Annotated in this window: 13 protein-coding genes; 6 read left to right on the top strand and 7 right to left on the bottom strand. The window is 30.2% G+C overall.

Annotated elements, in window-relative coordinates; all coding sequences use genetic code 11:
* Positions 1-50 precede the first annotated feature (50 nt).
* Both IPK88_17980 and IPK88_17985 read left to right on the top strand, forming a co-directional pair.
* Positions 51-1,196: a T9SS type A sorting domain-containing protein gene (locus IPK88_17980; GenBank protein MBK8245320.1), complete on the top strand. Its 1,146-nt coding sequence runs from the start codon at positions 51-53 to the stop codon at positions 1,194-1,196.
* A 574-nt stretch (positions 1,197-1,770) separates the two neighbouring features.
* A complete protein-coding gene (locus tag IPK88_17985) occupies positions 1,771-1,953 on the top strand; it encodes a hypothetical protein (protein ID MBK8245321.1) in 183 nt (60 codons plus the stop codon).
* 46 nt (positions 1,954-1,999) lie between these two features.
* On the opposite strand, the gene IPK88_17990 is transcribed toward IPK88_17985, so the two are convergent.
* From IPK88_17990 to IPK88_18000, 3 genes are all read right to left on the bottom strand, one after another.
* Positions 2,000-2,935: a T9SS type A sorting domain-containing protein gene (locus IPK88_17990; GenBank protein ID MBK8245322.1), complete on the bottom strand. Its 936-nt coding sequence runs from the start codon at positions 2,933-2,935 to the stop codon at positions 2,000-2,002.
* Positions 2,932-4,437 carry a T9SS type A sorting domain-containing protein gene (locus tag IPK88_17995; protein ID MBK8245323.1) on the bottom strand — a complete coding sequence of 502 codons (1,506 nt, stop codon included), beginning with the start codon at positions 4,435-4,437 and terminating at the stop codon, positions 2,932-2,934. The genes IPK88_17990 and IPK88_17995 overlap by 4 nt, the downstream gene beginning before the upstream one ends.
* 63 nt (positions 4,438-4,500) lie before the next feature.
* Positions 4,501-7,515: a hypothetical protein gene (locus IPK88_18000; protein MBK8245324.1), complete on the bottom strand. Its 3,015-nt coding sequence runs from the start codon at positions 7,513-7,515 to the stop codon at positions 4,501-4,503.
* Positions 7,516-8,505: 990 nt separating this feature from the next.
* Between IPK88_18000 and IPK88_18005 the strand changes: the two genes are divergently transcribed.
* From IPK88_18005 to IPK88_18020, 4 genes are all read left to right on the top strand, one after another.
* The gene (locus IPK88_18005; GenBank protein ID MBK8245325.1) at positions 8,506-8,814 is read left to right on the top strand and encodes a hypothetical protein; all 309 of its coding nucleotides are present in this window, start codon (positions 8,506-8,508) and stop codon (positions 8,812-8,814) included.
* 573 nt (positions 8,815-9,387) lie between these two features.
* Entirely contained in the window at positions 9,388-9,486 is a 99-nt protein-coding gene (locus IPK88_18010; GenBank protein ID MBK8245326.1) for a hypothetical protein, read from the top strand.
* Positions 9,487-9,494: 8 nt separating this feature from the next.
* A complete protein-coding gene (locus tag IPK88_18015) occupies positions 9,495-9,953 on the top strand; it encodes a hypothetical protein (protein MBK8245327.1) in 459 nt (152 codons plus the stop codon).
* An 11-nt stretch (positions 9,954-9,964) separates the two neighbouring features.
* Positions 9,965-10,714, top strand: a complete 750-nt coding sequence (locus IPK88_18020; GenBank protein MBK8245328.1) for a hypothetical protein — start codon at positions 9,965-9,967, stop codon at positions 10,712-10,714.
* 163 nt (positions 10,715-10,877) lie between these two features.
* On the opposite strand, the gene IPK88_18025 is transcribed toward IPK88_18020, so the two are convergent.
* From IPK88_18025 to IPK88_18040, 4 genes are all read right to left on the bottom strand, one after another.
* The gene (locus tag IPK88_18025) at positions 10,878-12,272 is read right to left on the bottom strand and encodes a hypothetical protein (GenBank protein MBK8245329.1); all 1,395 of its coding nucleotides are present in this window, start codon (positions 12,270-12,272) and stop codon (positions 10,878-10,880) included.
* 79 nt (positions 12,273-12,351) lie between these two features.
* Positions 12,352-13,845 carry a DUF3987 domain-containing protein gene (locus IPK88_18030; GenBank protein MBK8245330.1) on the bottom strand — a complete coding sequence of 498 codons (1,494 nt, stop codon included), beginning with the start codon at positions 13,843-13,845 and terminating at the stop codon, positions 12,352-12,354.
* A complete protein-coding gene (locus IPK88_18035; protein ID MBK8245331.1) occupies positions 13,845-14,183 on the bottom strand; it encodes a helix-turn-helix domain-containing protein in 339 nt (112 codons plus the stop codon). The genes IPK88_18030 and IPK88_18035 overlap by 1 nt, the downstream gene beginning before the upstream one ends.
* A gap of 89 nt (positions 14,184-14,272) precedes the next feature.
* Positions 14,273-15,283 (bottom strand): hypothetical protein, encoded by a 1,011-nt coding sequence (locus tag IPK88_18040; GenBank protein MBK8245332.1) that lies wholly within the window; start codon positions 15,281-15,283, stop codon positions 14,273-14,275.
* Between the last annotated feature and the right edge of the window lie 83 nt (positions 15,284-15,366).

Here is a 15,366-nt window from a genome sequence, read left to right on the forward strand (position 1 = left end):
CAAATTTTATTTTGGCATGATTATTGAATCTAGAATTTGAAATTCATATTATGAGATCAAATACCAATAAATCTATTAGAAAAATAATATTTATTATTTTCATTGCTCAATTAAATTTAACTGCACAATCACTCCCATTCGGGGATTGCAAGAAAACATTTCTTCCATGCAGCAAAGATTTTAAAATATCTAGTTTAGATAATTATGGAACTGAACAAGATAATTTAGGAATTTCAAATTGTATTGATTCAGATACTAAAGAAACAAATTCAATTTGGATTCAATTTCAAATAACTAAATCAGGTACATTTTCATTTGATTTAACACCATTAGCTCAAAATGATGATATAGATTTCATAATTTATAAAAACAATTCAACTTGTGATAAATTGGAATCAATAAGATGTATGGGTTCTGGAAAAAACCTAGGAACCCTATACAATAATTATGAAAGATGCATGGGCGCAACTGGTCTTAAACCTGAATCAAAAGATCTAAATGAAAAAAAGGGATGTTATGGAACAGCTGATAATTTCCTTGCTGATCTTAAAGTAAATCAGGGTGAAAATTATATTATATTTATTAATAATTATGAATCAAATAATGGATTTAATTTTCATTTTACTGGCACATGTGATTTCGAAAAGAATTATCCACAATTTAAATATTCAGATAATTTTAAAGAAGGTGAATTTAGTTTTAACTTCTTTCATGCTTCTTTGGCGGGATTAGGAGGTTGTCAAATATTCTGGAGCATTATTGATCCAGAAGGAGTGCAGGAATTTACTGGTGACCAAGTAGATCATGTAAAATTTGCATATCCGGGAATTAAGACGATAATCCGAACTATTGTTTCATTAGGTGATTGTGTTACAAGAGATACAACTCAATTAGACATCAGAAGCATATCAGTCAATAAAAAATCAAAGGAAAGTGTAATTTCAGAAGTCTATCCAAATCCTGCTAAAAATGTCATTTATTTTGAATGTATAACGAAAGGCAAGAAAAATATTGAGATAAATATCACCAATGTAGAAGGTAAAATAATAGGCCCAACGGAGAACTATGAAATTAATGAATATAAGTTAATTACTAACAATATTACAGGATATCAATCTGGGATATATTTCATTAATGCGTATGATGGCAAATCTAAAAAAGTAATTGGCTCTAAGAAATTTGTAATTGTAAATTAATTCAAAATTTAAAAATATATAACTACAAAACGAGTATATTAGTAACATTTGTTTTAAAGTGACTTGTACATATTTTTGAGTACTTAGTTTTATTATATTCATTATTTTACACTCATGTTTGTCGACAATCGCACTAGTTGTTGTCATTATCTAACAGGATAGAGGAAAGAACTTTGAATATTTACATCTTCTATCTTCCTATTTATGCTGGAAATTGCAATTCTGGCAGGAAATAAATATTAACCATTTGTTTACAAGCTTACTTATTGTGCTTGATACAATTCATCTAAATAAGTTTGTTTTAGATTAGAATTGATTGGTAGAACGTCTATCTTGTTTAGCTGCTGTTTCCTGTGCTTCAAATCATTAAATAATTTACACAATATGTTTATTTGCATATCGAACTAAAGCTTCATTTTATTCAATAATAGGTACGTATACACCTTGGTTAAATGTTGATATCATTATATCCAAATAGTTTTCCATTACTGTATATTAATCGTAAGCCTTTACATTTGAAAGCTCAAAGCCATTTCTTTAGTTTAAAGTAGGTATGATTTTAGCTCATCAGTATATGCATCAATTAGATGATGATAAAAGACACGCTATCTTAGGTAATATAGGGACACTAATTTCTTTTAGAATTGGAACTGAAGATACAAAACATATGGCAGAAGAAATGTTTCCAAAATTTGATGTTAAGGATTTTAGTAATCTTACAAATTACATGAAAAATTTGAACCTATTGGGTAATTGACAGCCTGGTCGGCAGTAAAATGAGTTTAATCTTAAAGTAAATAATACTATTTAATTTTTATAAATTTTTCTACTTGAATAATTCCATTTTTTAAGTAGATCTTTAAAAAATAAACATTGGAATCTAGAAGACTAACATCAATAATATTCTTAGAAAAATTACTATTAATTATTGCATTTACTTGTTTTATGCCGTCTATTGAATATATTTCTAGTTTTACAATTTGATCAGATGCCATTAACAAATTCAAATTATTTGTAACTATTGTGGGGTATATAATGGGGTTTTGTCCAATTGAAACTTGTTTGGTATTTGTACGTATTGAATCGCAAGTAATTGAATCAAATTTTATAAGTCCGACTTGATCATCTTGATAGCATCTCAAGTGAAAAGATTTGTTATAATCAAATCCACAAAACTCACCCATATAAAAGAGACAATTTTCTATCATGCCAAATTTTTCAAACTGTGTTATATTTACCCCACTACCTAATCTGCCACCACAGAACATGTTTTGATTTATTTTTCGAACAGAAAATCCAAAACTTGTATCTAATATATTGCTAATAATTTTAGTAGAATACCTTGGAACTAATCCTCCAGTGGGGAATCTTTCACCTTGTAATCCTATAGAATCTCCGGATTTTAATTTCCAATCATACAGCAAATAGAGGCTGTCATGAAATAAATGATAAATTTTGTACTTATCTTGAAATATTATTGCTGGTTTATATAAATAAGTTATATTCTGGTTGCCAATTATACCTTTCACTATTTCATATCGATTCAATAATCGACATTTTTTTTGATTTACTACTGTATCTTGTGTGCTTTCAAAAATAGTAATCGAATTTGATTTTACTCCAGTAAAGTCATAATTTGTGGTTTCATAAGTCCATTTTGCACCAATCGGGGCAAATTCCAATTGACTGTAGATTCGATTTGAAATAATTGATAAAAATATAATTAAGAGATATTTCATAATTTAATTATTTTAATTGTTTGAATCAATTTGTTTGAGTTATTTAAAAAATGAAAAAAATACATTCCATCATCTAATGTACTGAAATCAAGTTGAGTCGGAAATTGTAAATTCCTAATTGTTAATACTTTAATTCCATTAGTGGAATAAACTTCTAAATGAATAGTTTGCGAAATATCTGAAGTATTGATTAAGCATTGATCAATTATAGGATTAGTACATACTATTGATTTGTATCTAACCTTATGAAACAATTCTTCTGTTCCAACTAATTGCATCGAATCGCAACTTTGTATAATGCATCCTTCTTCATCCATTCTTACGATCCAAACATCACTTGTTACTCTTATGCCAGATTCGGTTTTAGGAAAAATAGAACCTGCCATTACCAAATTACCTGTCGTTAACTCTTCGACACCGCTATTAAAATGAGCATAACCAGTTTTTGATCTTGGATCATTATATGTATGTTCCCAAAGTAATTGTCCACTTGGACTAAATCTTACTACCCATCCATTACTTTTATAAAAAACACCTGGTCCAAAAGATTCAGAATCGCCAATACCAATGATATCACCATTTTTTGTTACAAAAATTGAATTTAAAAATTTCCTATATTTGCTGTAAAAAGTATGGGTCCACAACAAACTACCGTTTTTATCAAGCTTGAAAATAACAGGTGCTTGAGGAAAAGTATCATTAAAAAGGGGCCAGTAAGTTTTGTTCCATATGCCTACACAGCCTGAATCGGAGGTAGTTCTTACTCTTATTCCTTGATAATATTCTTCAGAAATATCATCAATTGAATATGTCCAAATAATATTTCCAAAAGTGTCAAATTTTTTAATTAAACCTTTTGTACCATTTTTTACATAATAGATTTTAGCACTACAAAAATTGTCATCTGTCATTTTTTCAAAACCAATCAATCCTTCATAAGATTTTTGATCAGTATTTGTAAATGAATATATTAATTCAAAATTTTTATTCATGTACCACACCTGAGTGGAATCATATCCTGGTTTATTTGCATCAACTTTATGGTATTGGATATTGATAAATAAATAATCATGATCAATACTAATAGTAAAAGGTAATACATAATTGAGAAATGGTCCATAATATTTTTTCTTGATCTCATTTCCTTCAAGATCAAATTTCATTAAATAAAATTCTTGGCCATAATTACTGTCAGTACTTACTGCACAGTAAATAAACTCATTATCTGAAACCAAAAAATCAAAAAACAGAGGCGGTAAACTATCTAATGTTTTCTTCCATTCGAGGTTCCAATCTTTATCAAAACATAACAATCCACTACAAAAAACTGTGTTGCTATCACATAAATTGCCACAGGCAATTATAAATTTATCTTTGGCTTGAACTATTTTCCAACCTTGTTCATTGTCATTATTAAAATCATAAAATCTACTAAATGGAACTTGGCCAGTATTATTAGAATGGAACAAGAGAATTATTATTGAAGTCAATAGACATTTCATAGTTCTGAAATTTAAAGGTACAGAAACAAGACAAATCATCTTGTTTCTGTACTGAATAAATAATTATTTAATAATTTCGAATTGCTTAATTTGTAACACTTTATTATCAGTATCAATTGCTTTAATAAAATATGATCCTGAAATACAATCGGAAAGTTCAAATTTTATATTTGATTTTCCTTTTATTGATTGTCTTTGTGTGACTGTACCAGATAAAGTGACTAATTCCAATGTTTCAAACATATTACTATTTTTAACCCAAACTTCTATATAATCTTTTGCGGGATTTGGACTTAATCTGAAATATTCATTTTCTAATTTCAATTGTGATTTCACTCTGGGTTCTGCTGGTAATTCGGTTGGCAATACATCAAATGCATATGATCCTCCTTTTAATAAAGCTAATAGTGATCTAGCAAAACTTCGCTCTGATGAGTTGCTATTCATTATCTGAGTTAATAATTGGTCTTGTTCGTTATTTAATGTGTAATTTGAACCTAATTGAGCTCTTTCTAAATTGATCGCCTGTATTTGTTTATGCCAAATTTCATTTTGATTATTTGTTGGCATATTGCTTAATAAGATTGCAGCTTCTGTAAAATTACCCTCCTGAATTCTTATTGCGAAAGCCAAATTCAACTCAAATTCAGAATAATTCGGAATTAACAGATTTATAGCTTCTTGATATGAATAAGTTGCTAATGCATTCTTGATTTCAGTTCGGATTGCATTTCGTGTTTGCAATTTCATTTCATTATATATTTTTTTAAGACTTAAATCACCAGGATTTTGTTGCCAAGCCAATAAAGCAGTTGTTTCTAGATTTCGTGCATTTACAATAGTTGGAGGTGCTAATCCATCTCCTCCTCCATTACCACAGCCATTTGGACCATTCCAATTTCCAACTCCTAAAAAGTAATTATTCGATCCACCATCTGAAAGATTATTTGTTGGTCGTTGACAATTATTATCTGTTGGACTGCAGTGGGTTAAGGAAGGTTGTGGGGTTGCAAAATAATTAAATGCAAGACTATTGTTCGTTGATATATCCAAGGCTGATTGTAAGCAATTTCCAGCTGGACGACCAGCACCACCTTGTTCGTATCTAATTTCAGTGCCAACATTCAGAACAATTCCTGTATTAACTGTTGATTCAATACAATTGTCCAGAAATTGAGTTTGTTCATTGTAAGCTTCAAACTTGATCCCATTTGTATGTGATTGAAAAGTGTTACAACGAATAAAATTTCCATCAAACCCTGAAGCAGTGCTACTCATTGCAAGTGGTGTATTCATGAATCTATTTTTAGATACATTGTAATAAGAAGAACCATCAAGTATGATTCCATTCTTTTGGGCATCAAATAAGTCATTATTTATAATATTTACTTTATCCAATCCAGTCGTTGAGCTGCAAAATATGTGCCTCCTATTATTCTTAAAATAATTGGGAGTAAAAGCTTCACTTCCAATTTCTAAGTTTCCTTTATAGAATTGAGTGTTATAAGATTCAATTCCAGTTGTTAAATTTCTAAATTGATTATGGTCAACAATAATAGCTCCAAAATCAATACCATAAATACCTGCAACATCTAAATTTAGAAATCTGTTTCGATTAAAAACAATTCCATTACAATCCCAAATTGTTACCCCAACGGAATTACCTGCCCAACCGTCTGGTTCTGTGAACAAACAATTAATAAACTTACTTTTATTTGAAAACTTGTAGGACAAGAACTCAACAGCTCTTTTGTTATTTATAAAATTACTATTTTCTGCATAAACAACCCCTCCTACATATTGCCATCCTGCACCACCCAATGCCCAAGCTCCAGTAGAAATGGCAGTCCCAGCATGTTGAATAGTAGCATTATTTATTATTCTAACAATTCCAGCTATAGTTGCATTACCAGGATTTGATGCAGGATCAGGTTGATCTAGATTCGGATTCCCCCAAACTTGAATTCCAGGCCAAGCACTCGGGCATAAATTGGTTAATAATGCTCCATCCACTATTAACCTAGCTCCTCTTCTAACTTCAATATATGCTGTAGGACTAAATCGTGCTTCGCATGTTATAGTTAAAGTAGCTCCAGGCATAATTTGGACTGGTTGGGTAACTATTTTTAACTTATCCCACAAAGTATTTACAGTTATTTCGATTGGATTATTATTCGGTTCACAAAAATCAACATGTGAGCAACCTCTTGAAATCAAATTATTGTAAGCAAGTCCCCATTGACAGATTGTAAGAGAATTAAAAGTTCCATTATTCCCCATCATATTAGTACTACCACTATTCCAAGGATTACAATAAATACCTCCTCCTGATCCACAATCAGGATGACCAGCAGACTTATTACATTCGACTTGTGGATTTATGTCAACATCTTTACATATATTTGACGCATCAATAGAATAAGAATGACATAATCCAAAAGTATGAAAGACTTCATGGCACATTAGTGGACCATATGACCACCATAAAAAAGGTCCGTTATTTATAACATTATAGTAAGCACCATGTAAATATGCTCGATTCGGACATCCATTAATACTATATACATAGCCATTAAAATCACCGTCTTCATCGTCATTACTATACATAATAATATTCATTACATTTTCATAAGGCAAAGTAGTAGGTTCTGTATCCCAATACCATACTCCATGATTTACATCATTTGTGTTATTTGGGTCTGAATACAATTCAAATCTTATTTTGGAATCCCCTAGTTTATGATGGTTACCTATTGGATTTGGTTGGAGGTTTGATAATATTCCATTTGCATTTAATATCATTCTATCCGCATATTCATTCCCATTGGTTGGATCATTATCTGGAGTTGTTCCAGGATGAAAATTTCCAAAACTAGAATTAATAAAATGAATATTAATATAGACTTTAACTAAAGGTAAATTATCAATATCTTCAGGAGCCATTTCTGAAAAAGGGCAATTTGTTACTTGGGGTTGCAAGCTAGCAAATCCATCATTGAAACAATTGATATTTTGTGAATAACAATTGTTTTTTAACAAAAGAAAGAAAACTAAATTTAATAAAATAATATTTTTCATAATTAATGAATTTATGTCTTGTTCTCACAAGACGGTTAGAAATAAAAACCAATTCAAACAATTACAATAATAAAAATGCTCTATCTTTGCAGCCTAATGTTACGATTAGTTGGCCTGCGCCCCATTACGATGGGTGATCGTGGGCTTTTTATTTATTTAAAATTGTTATTTCTATAATATATTAAACAAAACCATCATCTAAATTGGACTTTATTGCCTAGAATGAAAATTCTTTATGATTATGGGGTTGTTCCAATTCAAAGTTAAATTGGTAATTTCAAATTGCCTAATTTTTCTTAATTTATTTTATAATATTTTAAGAAGTATTTAAGATTTTAACAATTCAGACAAATTCAATAAATCAATTTAACTAAAGACTTTGACTCAATTAAAATGCTGCTTTAAGAATTCAAGAATTTTCATTATTTAGAAAAAAGAAAAGATCTGAATTCTCAAATTTGCTTTTCCAAATATCCAACTAAATTTTGAGTTTGAAGCTTCAATCTATGAAAATTCAGGGTAAACACCTATGAAATTCAGTGAAAACCCTTAGCCAATATTTAAAAGACAAGAGTTTCCAAACACAAATTCAATTAAAAGCACATCATGTATTATTTTAACCTAAAAGGGAATATTCTTTAATATTCCATTCTTTAGCCTTTGTCTTACATCTATTTATAATTTACTAAACGATTAAGGATCGATTTTGTCTTTTAGCTCAGATCATTTAAAATATTAAGCCAAAGGTCAAATATTTCCTTGAATTTGGCAAGACATTTCGTACTAACGTAGGGAACTTTTAAACGAGCGTATGATTTTGACCCAAAATTTGAAGAAAAGCTATAAATATGTTTGACAGAAATGTGTCAAATTATGAGTTTGCTCTTAACCTAAATTTGCAATTTTGGCAATAAATGCCCTCCTCAGCAACATTCATTCATAAATTATAATGGTTTAGAAATATTCTTTAATAATCTAAACCAGTTTAAAATGAAAAATTTGAAGGTATTCAGTCCAACAAAGCGATCATGGTTAGTAGCTGAGGTTAAAATTTCTTACAATAACCAATCCAAAGCATCCAATTATCCAAAAGTCAAAACTTCCAAAGATGATGAATTGATTCTATTCCAGCATTGGAGCGATGATATAGAACTACTCGAAGAATTCAATGCCCTAAACCTCAATGGATCAAATGAAGTTAAGAGATTAATTACTTTGATAAAGATGGAATTAGAAATACCTATGAGATTTCTTGATATTTTTTTGACGCTGCGTTTAAAGATCTGGCTCCTATTGTAATCTAGGAAAGTTCCCCGCTTATCAACCTAAGATTGTAAAAAAATAGTCAGGCCAATAACTATTGACATATATTCAACACCACCACCTGGGGTAAAGGTTGCTAGTGACTCAGCAGCTCAGATCGGATTTCAATTACATCTGTGGCAACATTTGTAGCACAAAATGTTGCTCAAGAAGTTGTAAAAATACCTATGGTTGCAACATATTTGGGAAAAGGAGCGTATCCTGGATATTATATTGATGCAAATTTTCAAGCCGCTGGATAATTTATTACATTTGTATCGGGGTCTGTGCTTAAAATGGACTAAGAGGTTATGAACGATTGAAATAAGTTTCAAAATTGAGGTATGAGCTTAAAGCAAATGATATAGATCTTAGAGGTAAAGATGCAATGTTTAATGATTTATTAAATGAAGCCTTCAAAGCAATTGGTGTAAATAAGTCTCAATAGTATGTTTCTAAATGGACGAAAGATGCCAACGGAAATTCAATACCTGTTTAATAGCGAGTTATTGGTGGTGATGAAGTAAGTATTAATTTTTCTCATCCAATTAAGGCCAAGATGCTCCGCATATTGGATGGCAAAACTCAAGGAAAAGATCAGAAATGCGGCGGTCAAAGGTGCATATTTTACTTGATGAGGTTCCAGCTGGAGGAGGGTCAAAAAAGTAATAGTTAGAATGAATTTAGTTTATAATGAAATAATTAGAAGTTTAGCAGAGAATAATATTAGTTATTATTTATTTAATGAATCTGAGTATGATAGTTTTATGAAAATAGTAGATAATAATTTTATTAATTATGAAAATGAGAATTATTCATTCTTATGGGAAAAAATAAATAAAGCCAATAGAGAAAGTATATCTTTAGTTAATGGATGGAAGTATTCTTGTGATTTTACGACTAGATTTAGAGATGTTTTATTGTTTCTTGATCCAATAGAAGATACCAAGTTAATAATAAAATTAAATTCTGAAGATCTATGTACTTTGCTTGAAGATACATTTAGTTTTGTGTACTATCTATCAAATGAAGAATGCACATTCTTGATGTGTTTTAATGACCATGATTACTTAATAGTATCAGGAATATCAACTCAGTTCATAAAAGATGTGAAAAATAATTTGGAAGTTAGTTAATATTTTAAATTATGTCTAAGAAATTAAAAAAGATAACAGGTGAGCTTTTAGAGTATTTTAATACTGAGATATTGTGGAGTGGTAAAGATGGGTTGCCTTTAATGTGTGACATCAATGAGGCATTTGGTGACAAATTAGAGAATGATCATAATTGTATAGGATGTCATTTATATAGAGAGTCAATTTATATTGAAGCATTTTTAAAATGTGCTCATCACTTGAAAGATGATTTTCATTTTTTTTCACTTTATATTATGCATTTGTATTTGTTTACAGAGAAAATAATGGAGGTTCTGAAAATAGTTGGTTTACCCGAATCCTATAGAGAAGAAAAGATGGTTATTGTAAAAGAAATAAAGTTATGGGCAAATTTTTTAAAACATCCTAAAGCTTTTATCCTAACGCATCATCCTAAGTATGTTTTTGAAGGTGATGATCAAATTCACGAAATCGATAAGGAGAATAATACTCGTAAAAAGGAAGATAAATATAAAATAATATCTCCAGCTTTTCTAGAGAAATATTATTCAGGCGAAGATAGGAATAAATCAATGAACTTAGCCTCAGAGCTCAAGCACAAAAGAAATGTACTAATAATTCTTCCTGATCTAATGCGAATTACAGTCGAATTTAAAAAGTTTGCTCAATTATTCGTGAATCTAATAAAAGAGAACAAAGTATATGCAGAGATGCTTAATGATGTTGGAACTCTCCAGGACTATTGGGATAAAGAAGAATATCCGGATTTAAAGAGATTATAAGTTATTGCCTAGCCAGACAAGTTTCTAACTTGAGCTCAACGAAAAGTCGGTTAACACTACCTTGAGTTAAATGAATTGCATTTAATTGACATTGGATTATTTTGCAACTAATTCAAGGTATTTGATTACTCTTTTCATAGCACCAATTTACACCTTTTTCATTTCAATCTTCATTTAAAATTATTTTTAACAAATCTAAATTAATCTGTACCACTTTAAATCCATTAATAGAGATTTTATCTTTGTCTATGAAATCCGGCAAACATAGTCTATTGTTATAATGTTCAATACTTGGGTAAATAGTATAGGTTGTCCCGATAGGTGTTTCGATATAAAGTTCTCCCGTCTCACTTACATAAGCTGGAATTGTTCGAATTTGTATTATGTTGTCGACTTCCGTAGTTCCTAATTCTGGAAATGTTTCTATAATCAATAGTGGCTTTGAAGTTTCACGGTTAAACTCTTTGTAATTAATTCTCACTAAAACATCTGTAAGGTCAAATCCTTCTTTTCGTAATTCTGCCAATTCAATATTGTTTTCATTTGCAAACTCAATGGCTTTTTTTTCAAGATAGTCGTTTACCTTGAAATTTCCAATACCTGAAAATTCTTTTGCTTTCCTAGTCCAATTATCAAAACCGTTAAGATCAGGAAACAAAATCACCTTCCTTCCCTTTAAAACCTTACATATAGCATATGTCAAATTCTCAATACCACCAGTCGCTAACCAAATAAATTGTGGAAAATAAACACTGGCAAATATTGCGGTCTTTTCACTTTCAACTAATGCGACCTGTTTTGATTTATCATTTAACAAATGTTCTCCAAACAAACATTGCCTTAATTCAAAATCTGGAAGTTGCAAAATGGAGTGAACCATTGTAATATGACTGAATGGTTCTTTTACTCTTTTACCCGTCTTGGCTTTATAAAGCATTATTTTACCAGTTCTAACTTTACCATTTATATCCTTTTGCCAAAATATTGTTGCACCTGCTTGGCATTCATAATTTGGATAATCTTTGTGTTTAAATCTATGTTTTGAACTACCGATACAATAGTTACTTACTAATTGACTGGCAATTTCTGGACCAAAGTAATGAATGAGGTATTCCACAAATTTGTTTGACATTGAAATTTGAAAACCATTTTGGTCTATTTGAATGGACCTATTGACAAGTTCGTTTGGAATATGGGAAAAAGTTAGCGGCTCTTTGTTCGTTGTAGATTTTTTAATACTTGGAATCTTATTCTGATAACAGTACTCAGATTCCAAGGCTTGAATTCCTGATAAGCATAAAACTTCATTGACTGCTTCAATGAATGTTGATCCATTATGCATTATAATAAAATCAATTGGATTTTTACCTTTAGCTCCACATCCAAAACATTTGTAACCACGACCTGGAGTTACAAAAAATGATGGAGTTCGCTCTTTATGGAATGGACAAAGTCCCTGGTATCCGTTCCTATATGGTTTTAATTGAACAAAAAGCTCGATAATTTCTAACAATGGGACCTCTTTAGCTGCATGTATTGATTGTTCCGAAATTTTCATAGTTTGTTTTCATTATTGTCCTTTTTGTCCTTAGCGTCCCTAAATCTGTATTTGAGGACAAAAAGGACAAAAAGGACATTTAGCTTTTGAATTTTTTTTCATAATCCCCATGAGCAAGTTTTTTAAACAAGTTTTGATTCTTTAAAAACCTATCAACTGCTTTTTCATCAAAGTAATTTCCGCCTCGACTTTCAACTTCCCTACCTATTGATATTGCTTCAGCAGTAGTAAATCTATCAGGTAAGGCATTATATAAATTCTGTTTATCATTTGTTAGCATAATAGAAGGATTACTACTTTGCAATATGTCCAAAACCTTCATTATATTTCTTTGAAAATAGATACAAAGCTTTGCCGCACCTTGTACCGCTTTTAATGATATTTGGTTTGTTTTATTGTCATTCATAATCTGTAACGTCAAAGCCAATCGGACAAAATGAATATCAAACTTGCTCAAAACTTCACCTTTTAGACTATCCGCATTATCATTTACTTGCTTAATATGCTCTTTATGCCAATCATAAAAGAAAATCTTAGCCTCTGGACTCCAAAAACAAATCTTCGGCTTCGAATGCCCTGATTCTTCATCGACAATTATTGGATTTGATTGCCTATAATTATATATCCATTCGCTGTAATCTTTTAACAAAGTTTCATTTAATTCAATATCATTAATGGGTTGCTTCTCTGAAAATTCAGGAAAAGCAAAAAGGAATCTTTGAATAAACCCATTATCAGATTTACCAGCTGGAAAAAGTTTTGGTATAACTCTTGGTTGTAAACCTCCTATAATATTAATAAATGGTTGCGGCAACCACAAAGGTATTGGACTTTTAACTCGGTCAATTGATGTCGGCTTACTACACCAAAAAGAAAGATAAATAGTAGTCTGATCTCCTTTGGAATAATTGTTCATTCCCTCAAGGAAAGTTGCCAATTCATCACTTACAACTACACAACCACGATCATTATCTGCCAACCGTTGGTGTAGTATTTCTGGAGTAAAATTATTCAAAACAGTTTTTACTAAAACAGGTTTAATATTCCCAGGTTGACTTTTTCTATTTTTTTTGCTTACTGCCTGTAAGGATTCAAACTCTTCAAATTCATTTTTGAATTTTTTTATCGATGAATTGTCAATTTCTTGGAATGGCTTAAACATTAATTCTAGAGAATGGCTTTTTGCTGCACCTGGATTTCCAATTTGGGCTATGTAAAAACTAGGAAATTCAAACCATGATTCCTTTACTTTTACCTTCGCACTTTTCCCAATGGTCGTTGAGATGGCCGAAAGTATAGCAGTGCCAGTATAGTCACTTGGAAAGTTCAATGATTTGCTGCATTCAATAATTAACTCTCTGAAAGGATAAGGCAAAATATCAACAGGAAAAGGGTTTTCTTTATTTTCATTTTCTTCAGTGAATTCATTGTTAAGTTTTTCAAATTCAGAATTAATATCTTCAAATTTATTACTATTTATGAAGTCAGATTTTGTTTTAGGCTCTCCGTAATTAGAATGTCTTTTCTGTTCATTTAACGAAGAACCCTCCGAGGTATTCATTTGATCTTTCATTACTTATTTCCTTTTCTAATTTTTAAATAACTTTCTACTGGCAGATCTGAACCAGAAGAATAATCCTTTCTCCCCTTCTTCATCCAGGCATCTAATTCAGACTTAAGGAACCTTAATTTTTTTGCTCCTTTATGATAAGGAATTGACCGATTTTGAACCCATGAGTATATTGTAGCTTTGGAAGGCTTATCAGGTAAATATTCTCGAAGTTCTTGAAGATCGAACCAACGATCATTCTCATGATATTTTTTCTGGATTTCTGGATTGTGTTTGAGTTCAAGCAAAATATTTTCGATGCTATTAAGCTTTGCCTCAATTATTTCAAATGGATTTTGCATATAGCTGTTTTAATTAGCTACAAATATCCAAGGTGGTTTTGGTGGTCTAAAAAGTGGTTTTGGTGGTTTTAGTGGGCAGTCCTATTTTATTACAGTTTAGTAGTGAAATATTTATATAAATTGCTGTTTACGTAGTCATTTTCATCAAATGTAACCGTTTCAAAGATTGATAAATACTTATTTGCAAACCTAAGATATTCCAAACTTAACTTACCGCTCTTATCCGTTCTATATATTTCATTTAATGCCCAGCCGAATTTTTTTTTATTAACTTTACCAATTTTAATCTTTTGCGATAATATAGGAAATGAACCATTTTCAAAATATTGCATTAAAGCTTTGACTAAAGAATCATAATCATTTTCTTTTATCTGACTTTTAAATTGGAAAAGATAGTCTTCAATAGTTGATTTTAAAAAATTGTTTTCTTCTTTTTCCTGATTTGTAAGTTTAGATTTAAAATTCTCCTCTTCGTTGATTTCTATTTTTTGTAATATTCGTTTGATTGTAACAATATTTTCATACAAGTTACTAATTATGCTTTTTTGTGACTGAGGGACACATTTCATATCTAAATATGTTATAAAAGCATCAGGATCTTTTAAGATTATATCCCAAGCTTGCTTTTGCTTCCCTATTTGAATTCCATATTCAAACCATAAATTTTCACTAAAACCAATTATATTTAAATGACTAACCATTCCTGAATCATAAATTTGTCTATATGTATTATCATAATGAAATGGTTGAATCATTGATTGAAAAATTGAAGTTATATTTTCCAATAAATATTCCACTTTATCAACACCAGGATTAATATCAGATTGAACACCTCTAAAGTATCCATTCACATAATGATAAAGTGGTATTCTTTTTCCAATAATTTCTTCATTATTCGAATGAGATTTTAAAACTTGCAAAGCAGATAAATAAACTGGGACTTGAATTTCATAATCTATAACAATTGAAAAATTGCTTAGCGTATCTAAAGTAACTGTATACTTATCTAATATATCTAAGAAGGAAAGAAAATCATGATCACCCTCAAGAAGGTGCTCATTAAGTCGATCTTTTTTGACACTAATGATATACTTTGTCATACTTTTAATTGAAATAGGTTTCTACTTAAAATTCGTTCTTATCAAATTAATTTTTCCTACTTTGCATTACCGTAATTAATGAT

Origin of the sequence: Candidatus Defluviibacterium haderslevense (assembly GCA_016712225.1) — a bacterium.
GTDB classification, from domain to species: domain Bacteria; phylum Bacteroidota; class Bacteroidia; order Chitinophagales; family Saprospiraceae; genus Vicinibacter; species Vicinibacter haderslevensis.